Annotated in this window: 14 protein-coding genes and 1 pseudogene; 11 read left to right on the top strand and 4 right to left on the bottom strand. The window is 64.2% G+C overall.

Annotation, left to right across the window (positions count from 1 at the left end; all coding sequences use genetic code 11):
- Positions 1-152: 152 nt before the first annotated feature.
- The 3 genes from DXV50_RS08030 to DXV50_RS08020 all read right to left on the bottom strand — a co-directional run bounded on the left by DXV50_RS08030 (position 153) and on the right by DXV50_RS08020 (position 2,485).
- The gene (locus tag DXV50_RS08030) at positions 153-1,337 is read right to left on the bottom strand and encodes a DUF362 domain-containing protein (RefSeq protein WP_117205703.1); all 1,185 of its coding nucleotides are present in this window, start codon (positions 1,335-1,337) and stop codon (positions 153-155) included.
- A gap of 164 nt (positions 1,338-1,501) precedes the next feature.
- A complete protein-coding gene (locus tag DXV50_RS08025; RefSeq protein ID WP_117205702.1) occupies positions 1,502-1,801 on the bottom strand; it encodes a hypothetical protein in 300 nt (99 codons plus the stop codon).
- A 27-nt stretch (positions 1,802-1,828) separates the two neighbouring features.
- The gene (locus DXV50_RS08020; protein WP_117205701.1) at positions 1,829-2,485 is read right to left on the bottom strand and encodes a hypothetical protein; all 657 of its coding nucleotides are present in this window, start codon (positions 2,483-2,485) and stop codon (positions 1,829-1,831) included.
- A 161-nt stretch (positions 2,486-2,646) separates the two neighbouring features.
- Between DXV50_RS08020 and DXV50_RS08015 the strand changes: the two genes are divergently transcribed.
- From DXV50_RS08015 to DXV50_RS08005, 4 genes and pseudogenes are all read left to right on the top strand, one after another.
- The gene (locus tag DXV50_RS08015) at positions 2,647-3,348 is read left to right on the top strand and encodes a response regulator transcription factor (RefSeq protein WP_117205700.1); all 702 of its coding nucleotides are present in this window, start codon (positions 2,647-2,649) and stop codon (positions 3,346-3,348) included.
- A pseudogene (locus tag DXV50_RS10095) lies at positions 3,345-3,794 on the top strand (hypothetical protein); the annotation flags it as partial. The gene DXV50_RS08015 and the pseudogene DXV50_RS10095, both read left to right, overlap by 4 nt.
- Before the next feature lie 45 nt (positions 3,795-3,839).
- The gene (locus tag DXV50_RS09615) at positions 3,840-4,232 is read left to right on the top strand and encodes a hypothetical protein (protein ID WP_198666446.1); all 393 of its coding nucleotides are present in this window, start codon (positions 3,840-3,842) and stop codon (positions 4,230-4,232) included.
- 29 nt (positions 4,233-4,261) lie between these two features.
- Complete coding sequence (locus DXV50_RS08005) at positions 4,262-5,161, top strand: sensor histidine kinase (RefSeq protein ID WP_117205698.1); 900 nt, start codon at positions 4,262-4,264, stop codon at positions 5,159-5,161.
- A 59-nt stretch (positions 5,162-5,220) separates the two neighbouring features.
- Here the strand turns inward: DXV50_RS08005 and DXV50_RS08000 are convergent, their stop codons facing one another.
- Entirely contained in the window at positions 5,221-6,024 is an 804-nt protein-coding gene (locus DXV50_RS08000) for a spermidine synthase (RefSeq protein ID WP_232817492.1), read from the bottom strand.
- Positions 6,025-6,175: 151 nt separating this feature from the next.
- Here DXV50_RS08000 and tatA point away from each other — a divergent pair, with 151 nt between their 5' ends.
- The 7 genes from tatA (at position 6,176) to ispF (ending at position 14,646) form a co-directional block, all read left to right on the top strand.
- Positions 6,176-6,493, top strand: a complete 318-nt coding sequence (tatA, locus tag DXV50_RS07995; protein ID WP_117205697.1) for a twin-arginine translocase TatA/TatE family subunit — start codon at positions 6,176-6,178, stop codon at positions 6,491-6,493.
- Between the two features lie 54 nt (positions 6,494-6,547).
- Entirely contained in the window at positions 6,548-7,027 is a 480-nt protein-coding gene (gene greA, locus DXV50_RS07990; RefSeq protein ID WP_117205696.1) for a transcription elongation factor GreA, read from the top strand.
- An 81-nt stretch (positions 7,028-7,108) separates the two neighbouring features.
- A complete protein-coding gene (gene lysS / locus DXV50_RS07985; protein ID WP_117205695.1) occupies positions 7,109-9,328 on the top strand; it encodes a lysine--tRNA ligase in 2,220 nt (739 codons plus the stop codon).
- Positions 9,329-9,566: 238 nt separating this feature from the next.
- A complete protein-coding gene (locus DXV50_RS07980) occupies positions 9,567-12,167 on the top strand; it encodes an ATP-dependent Clp protease ATP-binding subunit (RefSeq protein ID WP_117205694.1) in 2,601 nt (866 codons plus the stop codon).
- A gap of 86 nt (positions 12,168-12,253) precedes the next feature.
- The gene (gene disA / locus DXV50_RS07975; protein WP_117205693.1) at positions 12,254-13,333 is read left to right on the top strand and encodes a DNA integrity scanning diadenylate cyclase DisA; all 1,080 of its coding nucleotides are present in this window, start codon (positions 12,254-12,256) and stop codon (positions 13,331-13,333) included.
- A 3-nt stretch (positions 13,334-13,336) separates the two neighbouring features.
- The gene (gene ispD, locus DXV50_RS07970; protein ID WP_117205692.1) at positions 13,337-14,152 is read left to right on the top strand and encodes a 2-C-methyl-D-erythritol 4-phosphate cytidylyltransferase; all 816 of its coding nucleotides are present in this window, start codon (positions 13,337-13,339) and stop codon (positions 14,150-14,152) included.
- The gene (gene ispF, locus DXV50_RS07965) at positions 14,149-14,646 is read left to right on the top strand and encodes a 2-C-methyl-D-erythritol 2,4-cyclodiphosphate synthase (RefSeq protein ID WP_117205691.1); all 498 of its coding nucleotides are present in this window, start codon (positions 14,149-14,151) and stop codon (positions 14,644-14,646) included. The genes ispD and ispF overlap by 4 nt, the downstream gene beginning before the upstream one ends.
- Positions 14,647-14,668 lie beyond the last annotated feature (22 nt).

The following is a 14,668-nucleotide window of genomic DNA, read 5'->3' as shown; positions in this document are numbered from 1 at the left end:
TCGCGGTTTTGGACGCGCCGGCAAGACCTGTCGAGAAAACCGCAGGTCAGCAGCGTGCCGCCATTTTTGGCCGCCCCCGGTGAAGGTGGCGGGGTGGACGCCTCGTCGGATGAGACATCCACCCCGCCCCCCCTTGTCTCGCTTGGCCCGGTCTACTTCACGCGGATGAGCTCGTACTCGTGCGTGCCGATGCCGATCATCTCGGCGTGGTCGATGCAGGACTTCCAGTCGGTGTCCGGGTGGGTGATGTGGAACTTGTCGCTGGCGTGGGCCTCGTCCAGCTCGCCCGCCTCCTCGAGCTTGTCGTGCATGTGGGTGTACTCGGTGTCGGGCAGGGCGGCAGCGGCCTGGACGGCGTCAATGCAGGCCTGGTCAAGGGCTACGGGGTCAAAGCTGGCAAAGAAGCCGATGTCCCCGACGATGGGCTTGTCGTTCTCGTCGTGGCAGTCGCAGTTGGGGCTCACGTCAATGGCCAGGCTGATGTGGAAGCACGGGCGGCCGTCCACGATGGCCTTGGTGTACTCGGCGATCTTGTAGTTAAGCACCTCAGCGGCCTGGTTGTAGTCCGGGCGGATGGCGTCCTGGTTGCACACGGCGATGCAGCGGCCGCAGCCCACGCACTTGCTGTGGTCGATGCTGGCCACGTGGACCTCGCGAACCTTGCCGTTGGCAAACTCATGCTCGTGGGTCTGGTCAAACGAGAAGGCGCTGTGGGCGCAGATCTTCTCGCACTGGCGGCACCCGATGCACCTCTTCTGCGAGACGCTGGGCTTGCCGGCGGCATGCTGCTCCATCTTGCCCGCGCGCGAGCCGCCGCCCATGCCCAGGTTCTTCATGGTGCCGCCAAAGCCGGCCTGCTCGTGGCCCTTGAAGTGGGTGAGGCTGATGACCACGTCGGCATCCATGAGGGCGCGGCCGATCTTGGCGTTCTTGACGTACTCGCCGCCCTCGACGGGCACCTCGACCTCGTCCAGGCCCCTGAGGCCGTCGGCGATGATGGTGTGGCATCCGGTCTGGAAGGGGTTGAAGCCGTTGGCGTAGGCACTGTCCAGGTGGTCCAGGGCGTTCTTGCGGCCACCCACGTAGAGCGTGTTGCAGTCGGTGATGAACGGCTTGCCGCCCAGCTCGCGCACCACGTCCACGACGGCGCGAGCATAGTTGGGCCGCAGGTAGCTGAGGTTGCCCGGCTCTCCCAGGTGCATCTTGATGGCGACGAACTTGTTCTCAAAGTCAATCTGGCCGATGCCGGCTGCCTTGATGAGCCTCTTGAGCTTGTTGGGCAGGCCATCGCCCATGTGCGTGTGCAGGTCGCAGAAGTAGACCTTCGACGGCTCCATGCGCTCTCCTCTCGTTGGTGGTGTCCGCTCCGCCGGCCCCTCAGCCGCGCGACAGCAACGAGATTGTCGCACCCTGGAGCAGCTCCAAGTCAAGCGCTCGGAAAGTCGAGAAGTGCGTAACAAAGAAGTGCCGCCCACGTCTGATGGCACGGGCGGCACGGTGACTACATAAGCAGGACGTCAATTCCAAAGAGGCAAGTCAGGATGGCGAGGGCGCCCAAAGCTGCGCGACTCTCGACGGTGCTTTCTCGAGAAGAGCCGACGAATATCTTTCTAACGCATGAACCAAGAACGGTTGCCCCGGTTGCGATGCAAAGCCAGCCTCCCCATTTGCTGGGCGTGCCCAGCCCGAGCCTCTCGCGGATATTGAAGAAAAGCGAGAGGGCAATGCAAAGCAAGAGAAGCCACCAAAGTGGGTCTTTGGCGCAGAGTTTGATGTGAGCCTTCAGCTTCTCGCGAGTCATATCTGGTCACGCCTTCGGGTACATGTTCTAATACAGCGACGCTCCGGTTACCTGCTTCACAGTTCGATAGGGGATGTGGTTGCCGCGACGGTAGTACTTGGTCGTTGCAATCCTCACCTTAACGCCGTGGCTTGTCGAGGGGCTGGTTACGTTGTTGACCGCGCCCGCGACCGCACTTACGAGACTGCTGACGCTTGCGGCCATGGTAGCTCCGGGGACAAACGCGAGAATGGCAGCGGCGAGTGTCGCTGCAGAGGAGATTGTTCCTGCCGCGCTCTTGATTTGAGCGTACGAAATTTGCCTTGTCGAATAGGCCGTGCGGCTTCGGGCTGCTCCGCCGACTCGTTTCTCGTCCTGCAGGGCCAGCTCTCCGGTTAGAGCTGTCGTCTCTTGAGTGTAAGTCGAATATACGGTCGACTGATTGATGTCGTAAATGATTTGATCGGAATGGCCGGTTTCGGCGTTGGTGACAGTTACGGTGCGAACCTCGCCGCTCTCTTCAACGGTAATGATGAAGGTCCCAGTTTCGTCTTCGATGATGAGTGAATCTTCATCTGCGGCGGTAAGCTCTTGCGGTTCTTCTGCAAGAGCGATTCGCCCGGGAGCAACGGCGAATGCTGCCGCTCCCGTTGCCGTGAGGAAGGCCATCTTTACAAAGCCTCTTCTGCTGACGTTCTCGCTCATGTCAATCCTTTCCGTTGCTGGGTACTGCCTACGTAGATAAGCGTGAGCGAAATAAGTTGGGCAGCGCTAAACTGCGAATTAAGAAAGTTATAAGAGTCTAACTTCTATTCTGGCGCAACCCTTCTTGCGTATGATTGCGTCGGAGGGAAGCGGGGGTTGTGATGGAAAAGCTCGCCCTAATCGTCGAGGATGACCGAGACATCGCTGAAGTCGTTGCCCAACGATTGGACAAGGATGGTTTGAAGTGTGTCGTGATGCACGATGGGGTCTCGGCGCTTGGTTGGCTCTCAAAGCAATGGCCCGACGTTCTGATTTGTGATCTTATGCTTCCCGATTGTCCCGGGGAGACACTGATTCGCTATATTCGCGCAAGCGGACGCAGCTTGCCAACTTTAATTATGTCGGCTCGCGACACTCCTGGAGACAAGGTCGAGCTCTTAACTCTTGGGGCTGACGACTATTTGGCAAAGCCTTTCGACTTGGATGAACTGGCCGCTCGCGTTGCCGTTCAATTGCGTCATGCGGGGGTGGCTCCCCTCGTCTGCGATGAACTCACCTTAGGTCGTTGGTCGCTCAACAAATCAACGCGGAGCTTTTACGTGGATGGAGAGTTCATACCGTTAACGAAAATGGAGTTTGACCTGATAGCCCTGATGGCGGAGAGGCCCAACCGCGTGTTTACGCGCCCTGAGCTATTTGAGGCGGTATGGGGGCAACCCTACGGCGACGATGCCAATACGATCAATGTTCACGTGTCAAATATACGATCAAAATTAAAACCGACGGGGACGGATGCCTATCTAAATACAGTTTGGGGAGTCGGCTTTCGTGTACGACCGGCTGAGAAGGGACGGGCTCAGTGAATGCCATCCAACTCGCTGGCGTTACGAAAGTCGATAGTGGGGAGACCGTTCTGAACTCCGTGTCCCTGAGTATTCCCATGGGGGCGTTTTGGGTGATAACCGGATCTGGCCGTTCCGTTTCAGCGGTGCTCTCACTTGTATCTGGCACGGCTCGGCCTGATTTAGGCGCGGCGCTACTATTTGGTCGGCCGGCGCATAGGGTGTGCAACAAGCCGGCGTTTATGCGAAGCGACTCGTTTGCCTTCGAGCATGCGACCCTTCGCGCTAATGTCCAGGCTTACGCCCTGAGGCGCCGAGTGCCACATCCAGTTAGTGCCTCGGCTGAGGCAATGGATGTTGCCGGGGTCGACTTCCGGGATAAGCGAGTGTCTGAATGTGGCATTCTGGAGCGTCGTCTGGGCCACCTTGCGCTTGCCCTCGTGGATAAGCCGCGCATCCTGTTGATTGACGAACCATGCCGTGGTCTCGTCTCGGCCGACGCAGGCGAGTTCATGTCAGTGGTCAGGGATGTGTCGAGAGAGATGGGGCTGACTCTTGTGTGCGGGACAAAATCCCCCGATTCGCTGAGATGCCGAGCTGATTCCTATGCGGCGTTTGACGGCCCCTCTTTAAGGGGCATTGTGAAGGGGAGCCAGCTTTCAGAGGCGGGAGGCGAGTCACACATGGTCAGGACGACAAACCTCGCTAAAGATTTCGCCGCTCTCTCCGAAAGGCTACCGGCCTCGGCGCTCTCAATCGAGCTCGACGCTGACGAGGGGCTTCACTTCATAAGGGTCACCGGGTGCGGGGAGACGGAGCTGGGTCGTCTGCTTCATGAGCTGGGGGCGGTCGTCATTGAGCTCAGGCACCAGAGGCGTACGCCTGTCTCGCTGCTTGATCAGTAAATACGCGAGTCGTGGAGAGGGCGTCGGCAGTGTTCTATTCGATTGTGGGTGCATCCTTTTTCTTGGGCTTCTTCTTGGCATGCCTCATCTACGAGCGGCAGCTCAATGGCGTTGCTGATGCAATGCGCCAAAACCAGGGGCTTGAATCAGAGGACCTGAAGGTGTCGATTCCCACAGAAGGGTGGAAGGCGCTTTGTCGCGAAGCGTCCGTCTATATGAACAAAGCGCGGGTTGCCGCTGCGGGTGCTCGCAATGAGGCAATAGAATATTCGCGCGGTTTATCTTCTCTGGCGCATGACGTGCGTACGCCCCTGACGGGCGCTAAGGGCTACCTTCAACTGGCTATGGGGGAATGCAAACCCGAAGTGGCTCAGGCGCGTCTGAGGGCCGCCGAAAGAAGAATCGGGGATGTCGAAAACCTGATTGACCAGCTTGCCCTCTATGTCCGTGCGAGCGATCCGGAACGGAAGTATGAGTTCAAAACAGTCGCGCTGCTGCCGGTGACCCTTGAGGTGTTGGGGGGTTACGAAGAAGACCTCGCGAGAAGAGCCTGGGAGCCCGTCATCGGCTTTGCGGATGAGGCAATCCTTGTAGAGGCGGATGAGGGCGCGCTAAAGCGCATCATCGACAATCTTGTCTCCAATGCACTTAGGCATGGAAATGGGTCCCTAAGGCTAATTCAAAAGTCAAACGGTAGCACGTGGACTCTCGAAATAGCGAACCTAATCAAGGGCGACGCCAGACCCGATGAGTCTGGTCTATTTGAACGTTTTCGAGGAGAGGGTACAAAACGGCTCAATGGCGGCTTGGGACTTGGCCTCTCGACGGCAAAAAAGCTGGCCGAGGACATGGGATGGACCCTGGAAGCAAATATGGATGGAGAAGTCCTTGGCTTTGTTCTATCTGGCAAAACCGTTGAAAATGGGTGACTAAATTGGAACCGCCGAGTTGAGGCCACGGCCTGGTCGTTAGTTGGCTCCGAGGCCGCCTACCTGGCTATAAACACATTGTTTCCGGGCTTCTCCGGCTCGTCCTCCCACTCCGGAACCACGCGGCAGCTAGCGAACTCGCGGCCGAAGGCCTCCCGCACCTCGCGCAGCGTGGCGGCGCGGCGCCCCTCGCAGGCGCTGCGGACGTTTGCCAGGTAGGCACCGCCGTCGGCCAGGTGCGCGCGCACCACGCGGGCGCCCTCGTCGGTCTTCATGGGACCCAGCGGCCTCTTGCCCGAGAACGCGTCGTTGACGATGACGTCGTAGGGCTCGTCTTGGCGCTGCAGGTAGCCCCAGGCGTCGTCGTTTACCAGCACGAGGCGCCCGTCCCCTTCGGCGCCCGTGACTTCTAGGCACTCGTCCAGGAAGAACTGCTCGCGGGCAATCTTGGTCATGGCCGGGTCGACCTCGATGACCTCCACGTGTGCGTTGGGCACGTAGGCGGCCAGGTACTTGGGCAGAGAATAGCCGCCGCCGCCCATGACCAGCACGCGGAGCTGTCGCCCCTGGCCCTGGGCGCTTCTTGCCATCTGGTCGATGACGTCGGCCATCTCCCTGTGGTAGAGGCACGCCAGCTCAAAGTGCAGTTCATCGGGCAGGTAGCACACGGACTGGAAGGTCCCGTTTACGTTGATGAGGCGCACCGGCGTTCCGTCGGCGTTCTCCGACTCAAAGATGAGCGTGGTGCCAAACTTTGTTTGGCACATGGTCACGCCGCGCTTCTTGAGCAGCCACGGCAGCGCCGCCACTATGGCGACAAGAACGAGTCCAATGACGGTGCTCCACACAAAGAGGGGTCCCACGGGGCCACGTCCCTTCTCATTGAGGTAAATTATTAGGTTGCAATCTCGCGTTTTAGAGATTGTGAGTATGCCCGAACCTCGGCTATACTAGCCCATACGTCTGTGCGGCCCCAGCGGGCCGTCGCACATCACCACAAACGGAGGAATTCACATGATTCTTGGTCTTGGCGTTCCCGAGCTCGTCATCATCCTTGTCGTCGTCCTGGTCATCTTCGGGCCCAAGAACCTCCCGAAGATCGGCTCCGCCCTCGGCAAGACCGTGAAGAACGTCCGCGAGGGCATGGAGGAGGGCGAGGACGAGAAGTCCGCCAAGAAGCCCGCCTCCGACGATGACGCCGTCGAGGTCGTCGCCGACGAGGACGACGCCGACGCCGACGTCGAGGACACCCAGTTCTGCGGCGAGTGCGGCGCCAAGAACCCCGCCGGTGCTGCCTTCTGCAGCAAGTGCGGCCACAAGTTCGGCGAGTAGCCGTCGCGCCCGCACCACCAACCCCGCAAGACCGCGTCAAGTAGAGAGCAGAACATGGACAACTCCAAGAAGATCGAGCTCACCCCCGAAGGCCGCCAGAAGCTGGTGGAGGAGCTCGCGTACCGCGAGGGCGAGAAGCACGACGAGATCGTCGAGCGCATCAAGGAGGCCCGCGGCTTCGGCGATCTCTCCGAGAACTCCGAGTACGACGCCGCCAAGGAGGAGCAGTCCCACAACGAGTCCCGCATCAACGAGATTCGCCAGATTCTCTCCGTCGCCACCGTCGTCGCCGCCGGCAGCCACGCCAACCTGAAGGTCTCCATCGGCACCACTGTCACCCTGGTTGACGCCAAGGGCAAGACCACGGAGTTCACCATCGTGGGCACCACCGAGACCAACTCCCTGGAGCACAAGATCTCCAACGAGTCTCCTGCCGGTCAGGCCCTCATCGGCCACGGCGAGGGTGAGGAGGTCGAGTTCGTCACCCCGACGGGCAAGGCCAAAAAGTACACCATCACGGCGATCACCCGCTAAGCGCAAGCCCAACCGAGTGCTGACGCCCCGTGCCTGCATAGCTGCAGATACGGGGCGTTTCTATTGAAAGGCAGGAACCAAATGGCCGAGAAGACCGCAACCCCCAGCACCAACGACGAGAGGGCGCAGCGCCGCGCCCGCCGCCAGGCACTTATCGACGCGGGCGTCCAGCCCTACCCCATCCACTCCACGGTGACGGCCCACGCCGCCGACCTCGAGGAGCGCTACGCAGACCTCCCCGACGGCACCGACACTGAGGACGTCTACTCCCTCACCGGCCGCATCCGCGCCTTCCGCAAGCAGGGCAAGGCCGCCTTTATCGTGCTCGAGGATTGCACCGCGCAGATTCAGCTCTTCTGCCGCGTGAACGACCTGCCCGAGGACGAGTGGGCGCTCCTGGGCCAGCTTGACCTGGGCGACATCATCGGCGCCACCGGTGCCGTGCTGCGCACCCGCCGTGGCCAGCTCTCCATTGCCCCCACGCACGTCGAGCTGCTCTCCAAGTCCCTGCGCCCGCTGCCCGAGAAGTTCCACGGCTTGACCGACCGCGAGGTTCGCTACCGCCAGCGCTACGTCGACCTCATCATGAACCCCGAGGTCCGCGACACCTTCCGCAAGCGCAGCCAGATCATCAGCCTCATCCGCCGCTACATGGAGGCCGACGGCTACATGGAGGTCGAGACCCCCATGATGCACGCCATCCTGGGCGGTGCCAACGCCAAGCCGTTTGTCACGCACTTCAACGCGCTCGACCGCGACTTCTATCTGCGCATCGCCACCGAGCTGCCCCTCAAGCGCTGCATCGTGGGCGGCCTCGAGCGCGTCTTTGAGATCGGCCGCCAGTTCCGCAACGAGGGCATGGACCTCACCCACAATCCCGAGTTCACCTCCATGGAGGCCTACTGCGCCTACTCCGACCTGGACGGCATGAAGGAGCTCACCCAGGGCCTCTTCAAGACCATCGCCCGCGAGGTCTGCGGCTGCGAGGAGGGCCACGAGGTCATCACCTACCAGGGCCAGACCGTCGACATGTCCGGCACCTGGGAGTCCCTGCCCCTCTCCGAGGTTGCCTCCCGCGCCTGCGGCGAGCACGTGGACATGGACACCCCTATCGAGCGCCTGCGCCAGATCTGCGAGAAGCACGGCATCGAGTGGCAGGAGAACTGGGGCGCCGGCAAGCTGGTCTTCGAGCTCTACGACGAGCTGGGCGAGGCCACGCTGGTCAACCCGACCTTCGTCTGCGACTACCCCGAGGAGGTCAGCCCCCTCTCCAAGCGCAAGGACGACGACCCGCGCCTGACCGACCGCTTTGAGCTGGTCATCTGCGGCCACGAGTACGCCAATGCCTTCTCCGAGCTCAACGACCCCGTCGACCAGGCCGGCCGCTTTGCCGAGCAGGTCGCGGCCAAGGGCTTCGGCGACGACGAGGCCATGGGCTATGACTACGACTACGTGCGCGCCCTCGAGTACGGCATGCCCCCCGCAGGCGGCATCGGCTACGGCATCGACCGCATGATCATGCTGTTCTGCGATGCCCCGGCCATCCGCGACGTCCTTCTCTTCCCGCAGATGAAGCCCGAGGTCATCACCCGCGCCGACATTGCTTCTCAGCTGCCCGAGACCACCGACAACGCCGCCGCCTCCGTGGACGCGCTGGCCGACGACGCCGAGCACGGCGCCTCCAACGAGGCTGCCGCCGCCCACGCCGACGCCCCCGCGCTTGAGACCGGCCTCACGCGCGACCAGGCCTTCGACCTGCTGAAGAAGTACAACGAGGACCCGTTCCACATTGCCCACGGCCAGACCCTCGAGGGCCTCATGCGCTACTACGCGCAGAAGTACGACCCGGCAAACGTGGAGTTCTGGGGCCAGGTCGGCCTTCTCCACGACCTTGACTGGGAGAAGTTCCAGGACGAGGTCCAGCACACCGTGAAGGCGGCCGAGCTCATCGAGGAGGCTGGCGGCACCAAGGAGCTGGCCCGCGCCATCCAGACGCACAACTCCGACAACAACCCGGACCTTCCGGCTCCCAGCTGCAAGATGGAGTGCGTCCTGTTTGCCTGCGACGAGCTGTCCGGCCTCATCCAGGCTGCCGTGCTCATGCGCCCGTCCAAGTCCGTCATGGACTTCGAGCTCAAGTCGCTCAAGAAGAAGTTCAAGGACAAGCGCTTTGCCGCCGGCTGCGACCGCGACGTCATCCGCAGGGGCGCCGAGCTCAACGGCATGGAGCTCGACGACCTCTTTGCCAGCGTCATCGAGGCCATGAAGGCCATCCAGCCCACCTGCGAGGGCGTGGAGTAGCGCCTCGCGCACAGGCCAAAGACCCGACGGCCCGATCCGGCACTCCCGGACCGGGCCGTTTTTGTCTCGTGGGCGCAAAGCCAGGCGCCGGGCGAGAAGCGCTTCTCGCCGGAAGGCCCGCCCTGCCCCGGCCGTTGCCGTCAGGTGTCGCCGGTTTGCCAACCCGGCGCGGCGGGTACACACTTACATTGCACACTCTGCCCCGCCCGCGGGGCTTGCGCGAAAGGGAACCACCCACATGTTCGAGAAGTTCACAGACAAGGCCCGCAAGGTCATGAGCCTTGCCCAGGACGAGGCCAGAAACCTCGGCCAGATGTACGTCGGCACGGAGCATCTGCTTTTGGCCCTCATCCGCGAGGGGGAGGGCGTTGCCGCAAAGGCGTTGGCCAAGCTCGAGGTCACCTACGACGAGACCCTCGCCACCGTCCAGGGCCTCACCCAGAGCGAGACCGAGCCCGTCCCCGGCGGCCACATCCCCTTCACGCCGCGTGCCAAGCGCGTGCTGGAGGACGCCTACCGCGAGACCATGACCCATGGCCAGAACTACATTGCCACCGAGCACCTGCTGCTGGGCATCGTGGCCGAGGGCAACGGCCGCGCCATGGACGCCCTGCGCGCCATGGGCGTCTCGGGCGACGCCGTCCGCAACGCCGTCAACGAGCTCACCGCAAACCAGCCCGACCAGCAGGCTCCCCAGGGCCAGCCCTCCGGCCCCGTCTTCATGGGCGTGGGCGGCGGCCAGTCCCAGCCCGCCCCCTCCGACGACGCCTCCATGCTGGAGCAGTACGGCCGCAACCTCACCAAGGTGGCCGCCGACGGCAGGCTCGACCCGGTCATCGGCCGTGACCGAGAGATCGAGCGCGTCATGCAGGTCCTGGCCCGCCGCCAGAAGAACAACCCGCTCATCCTGGGAGACCCGGGCGTGGGCAAGACCGCCATCGTCGAGGGGCTGGCCCAGCTCATAGCCTCCGGCAACGTGCCCGACATCCTGCGCGGCAAGCAGGTCTGGACCCTTGATTTGGCCTCCCTCGTGGCCGGCTCCAAGTACCGCGGAGAGTTCGAGGAGCGCATGAAGAAGGTCGTGCAGGAGCTCGAGGGCTCCGAGGACGACATCCTCTTCATCGACGAGATCCACACCGTCATTGGCGCGGGCTCCGCCGAGGGCTCCATCGACGCCGCCTCCATCCTGAAGCCGCCTCTCTCGCGCGGAGAGATTCAGGTCATCGGGGCCACCACCGCCGAGGAGTACCGCAAGCACATCGAGAAGGACTCCGCCTTCGAGCGCCGCTTCCAGCCGGTCAACATCGGCGAGCCCTCGCCCGAGGACGCGCTGACCATCATCCGCGGCCTGCAGGAGCGCTACGAGAAGCACCACCACGTGCGCTACACCGACGAGGCCGTCAAGGCCGCCGTCACGCTCTCCTCCCGCTACGTGCAGGACCGCTTCCTGCCCGACAAGGCCATCGACGTCATCGACGAGGCCGGCGCCCGCACGCGCGTCCATCGCACCTCGCTGCCGCCCGAGCTCACGCAGGTCGACGCCGACCTCAAGCGCGTCCACGACGAGAAGTCCGCGGCTGCTGCGGCCCAGGAGTTCGAGCAGGCCGCCCGCCTGCGCGACGAGGAGAAGGCCCTCACCGCCCGCCGCAAGGAGCTCGAGGACGCATGGCACAAGAGCCTCGAGGACAACGTGGTCACCGTCGACGAGAAGGACATCGCCGACGTGGTCTCCGACATCACCGGCGTGCCCGTCTCCAACCTGACCGAGGCCGAGGCCTCCAAGCTCCTGCGCTGCGAGGACGTCCTTCACCAGCGCGTCATCGGCCAGGACGAGGCCGTGACCAAGGTCGCCAAGGCCATCCGCCGCAGCCGCAGCCCGCTCAAGGACCCGCGTCGCCCGGGCGGTTCCTTCATCTTCCTGGGCCCCTCCGGCGTGGGCAAGACCGAGCTCGCCAAGTCCCTGGCCGAGTTCCTCTTTGGCAGCCAGGACGCCCTCATCTCCTTCGACATGTCCGAGTTCATGGAGAAGCACACGGTCTCCAAGCTCGTCGGCGCCCCTCCCGGATATGTGGGCTACGACGAGGGCGGCGAGCTCACCAAGGCCGTCCGCAGGCGCCCGTACTCCGTCGTCCTCTTCGACGAGATCGAGAAGGCCCACCCCGACGTGTTCAACGTCCTTCTCCAGATCCTTGACGAGGGGCGCCTCACCGACGGCCAGGGCCGCCACGTTGACTTCTCCAACACGGTCATCATCATGACGTCCAACATCGGCGCCCGCGAGATCGCCCACACCTCCACGCTGGGCTTCTCGGCCGCCGGCGGGGCCGGCCTCTCCGACAAGGAGATCCAGAGCCGCGTGATGTCCGAGCTCAAGAAGCTCTTCCGCCCGGAGTTCTTGAACCGCGTGGACGAGATCGTGGTCTTCAAGTCGCTCACCGGCGAGCAGCTCCGCGGCATCGTGGAGCTCATGGTGGCCGACCTGCGCGACCGCCTCATCGCCCAGGGCATGTCCATCGAGCTCACCGATGCCGCCCGCGACCTCGTGGCCAAGCAGGGCGCGGACCCGGTCTACGGCGCCCGCCCGCTGCGCCGCGCCATCCAGACGCTCATCGAGGACCCGCTCTCCGAGGAGCTGCTGCAGGGCGGCTGGTCTGCTGGCGACATCGTCCAGGTGGACTCCGACGGCGAGAAGCTCACGTTCACCAAGACGCGGGGCCTCATCCCGGAGCCGCGCCACCGCGAGACCATGGGCACCCCCAGCGCCATGCCGCGCGGCCTGGACGCGCCGTCCGCGGGCCCGGCGGGCAGCGCCGGCGGCCTGATGTCCGCGGGGGAGTGACGGCCGGACGGGCTTCTCGCCTTATACTCTAGAAAGACCACTGCCGGCCCCCACGCGGGGCCGGCTCCTATACGGAGGTATGCCGCATGGACACCGGACAGTTTGAGGCCATCGGCGCGGACCGCGACACCCGCCTGGAGGACGCCATCAAGAAGACGGCGCCCGGCACGGCCCTGCGCCACGCCCTGGACATGATCATCGCCGGCCACATGGGGGCGCTCATCTGCGTCGGAGACACCGACAACGTGCTCGCCGCCGGAGACGACGGCTTCAAGCTCGACGTCTCCTTCACGGCCAACCGCCTCTTCGAGCTCTGCAAGATGGACGGCGCCATCGTGGTGGACAAGGACCTCACCAAGATCCTGCGCGCCAACTACCACCTCAACCCCAACCCGTCGCTGCCCACGTCCGAGACGGGCACCCGCCACCGTACGGCCGCGCGCATGAGCCTGCTCACGCACGCCACCGTCATCTCGGTCTCCGAGCGCCGCGCCGTTGTCAACGTCTACGTGGACGGCAAGGGCTTCGAGCTCAAGCCCGTGAGCGACATCATGGCCTCGGTCAACCAGATCGTGGTGGCCATGCAGAACACCCGCCAGCAGCTGGACCGCAGCCTCTTGCGCCTCACCAGCCTCGAGCTGGACAACTTCGTCACGCTCGGCGACGTCACGAGCATCCTGTACCTCTTCGAGGTGCTCATGACCGCCGGTGAGGAGCTCAACGACTGCATCATCCAGCTGGGCAGCGAGGGCAAGATCACCCTCATGCAGCGCGAGGAGTTCCTCGGCGGCATGGATGAGGCCTACACCCTCATGATCAGGGACTACGCGGCGGACTCCTCGGAGGAGAACGCCCTGGCCATCCGCCGTCGCCTGCACGAGACCGACAACACCAAGATCCGCTCCGCCAAGTCCGTGGCCAAGATTCTGGGCTTCACCGACGAGCGCGGCGAGGACAGCGTCATGACCCCGCTCGGCCTGCGCACCCTCTCCCGCGTGCCCGTGGTGCGCGAGGGCATGGCCGACAAGATCGTCGACCAGTACGGCTCACTGCAGGAGATCCTGGAGGCCGTCGACGACGACCCGTCCCGCCTGGGAGAGATCGGCGTCAAGAACCCCGGCGTGCTGGCCAACAGCCTCCACCGCATGTGGGGAAAGGGCGAGTAGCGCATGGCCGCGTCTGAAGAGTCCGGCCGCACGTCCTGCACCTGCCCCTGCACGGAGCGTGTGGACAACAGCAAGCCGCAGGCAGACACCGTTGCCATCGTGGTCGCCGGAGGCTCCGGCGAGCGCTTTGGTGACCCCCGGGGCAAGCAGTTCGTTGACCTCTGCGGCCTGCCCCTCATGTGCTGGCCCCTCATGGCCCTGGACCGTGCCCCCTCGGTGGCCCACATCGTCATCGTCTGCGCGCCCGACAAGGCCGACGTCGTGAAGTCGGACGTCCTTTCTCGCGTGGTGCTCAAGACCCCGGTGAGCATTGCCCCCTCGGGCGCCACCCGCCAGGACTCGGTCTACTCGGGCCTCTCCCAGATGCCGGCGGGCTACCCCTTCGTGGCCGTCCACGACGCGGCCCGGCCGCTGGTGGAGGTGCCCATGATCGAGGGCGCCGTAGCCGCCGTGCGCCAGGACGGCCGCCTTGCCGGGGCCATCTGCGCGGCCAGGTCCATAGACACCCTCAAGCTCGTTGAGGGCACCGACATCATCGCCACGCCGGACCGCACCTTCTATTGGGCGGCGCAGACCCCGCAGGTCTTCCGCACGCGCGAGGTCGTGGCGGCGTACAAGGCCGCCCTCTGGGACGGCTACCAGGGAACGGACGACTCCTCCCTGGTGGAGCGCCACGGCGGCCGCGTCCGCTGCGTGGAGTGCTCGCGCGACAACATCAAGGTGACCATTCCCGAGGACCTCGCCGTGGCCGAGGCCACGCTGGAGCAGCGCCTCGTGGAGGAGGGCTGCGGCAGGCGGCCCGGAAGGGACGTGCAATGATCCGCATCGGGCACGGCTATGACGTCCACCGCATGCAGGAGGGGCGCCGCCTCGTCCTGGGCGGGGTGGACATCCCCTGCGAGCGCGGCCTTCTGGGCCACTCGGACGCGGACGTGGTGACCCACGCCCTCATGGACGCCATCCTGGGCGCCATGCGCGCCGGCGACATAGGCAAGCTCTTCCCCGACACCGACCCGGCCTACGAGGGGGCCGACAGCATCAAGCTGCTCTCCCGCGTGGCCGAGCTCGCCCGCAGCCGCGGCTACCGCATCCTGGATTGCGACTGCACCATTGGCGCGCAGGCACCAAAGCTCGCCCCCTACCGTGAGCAGATGCGCCGGAACATGGCGGACGCCATGGGCCTTGACCTGGGAAGCGTCGGCCTCAAGGCAACCACCACCGAGCGCCTGGGCTTTGTCGGGCGCGAGGAGGGCATGGAGGCCTGGGCCGTGGCGCTTCTGGACGACGGCTGTACCGAGGGGGCTCGGGAGTAGGCACGCCGTCGCCCCTTCCGTG

The organism is Paratractidigestivibacter faecalis (assembly GCF_003416765.1).
Classification (GTDB): Bacteria; Actinomycetota; Coriobacteriia; order Coriobacteriales; family Atopobiaceae; genus Paratractidigestivibacter; species Paratractidigestivibacter faecalis.
The sequence above is the reverse complement of the archived record's forward strand: the minus strand, read 5'-3'. Positions and strand labels throughout refer to the sequence as shown.

Coding starts and splice junctions, on each gene's coding strand:
- lysS (WP_117205695.1), top strand. CDS start 7,109: ATGGCCGAGAAGACCGCAACCCCCAGCACCAACGACGAGAGGGCGCAG.
- DXV50_RS07980 (WP_117205694.1), top strand. CDS start 9,567: ATGTTCGAGAAGTTCACAGACAAGGCCCGCAAGGTCATGAGCCTTGCC.
- greA (WP_117205696.1), top strand. CDS start 6,548: ATGGACAACTCCAAGAAGATCGAGCTCACCCCCGAAGGCCGCCAGAAG.
- DXV50_RS08030 (WP_117205703.1), bottom strand. CDS start 1,337: ATGGAGCCGTCGAAGGTCTACTTCTGCGACCTGCACACGCACATGGGC.
- DXV50_RS08025 (WP_117205702.1), bottom strand. CDS start 1,801: ATGACTCGCGAGAAGCTGAAGGCTCACATCAAACTCTGCGCCAAAGAC.
- ispF (WP_117205691.1), top strand. CDS start 14,149: ATGATCCGCATCGGGCACGGCTATGACGTCCACCGCATGCAGGAGGGG.
- disA (WP_117205693.1), top strand. CDS start 12,254: ATGGACACCGGACAGTTTGAGGCCATCGGCGCGGACCGCGACACCCGC.
- DXV50_RS08020 (WP_117205701.1), bottom strand. CDS start 2,485: ATGAGCGAGAACGTCAGCAGAAGAGGCTTTGTAAAGATGGCCTTCCTC.
- DXV50_RS08015 (WP_117205700.1), top strand. CDS start 2,647: ATGGAAAAGCTCGCCCTAATCGTCGAGGATGACCGAGACATCGCTGAA.
- DXV50_RS09615 (WP_198666446.1), top strand. CDS start 3,840: ATGTCAGTGGTCAGGGATGTGTCGAGAGAGATGGGGCTGACTCTTGTG.
- ispD (WP_117205692.1), top strand. CDS start 13,337: ATGGCCGCGTCTGAAGAGTCCGGCCGCACGTCCTGCACCTGCCCCTGC.
- tatA (WP_117205697.1), top strand. CDS start 6,176: ATGATTCTTGGTCTTGGCGTTCCCGAGCTCGTCATCATCCTTGTCGTC.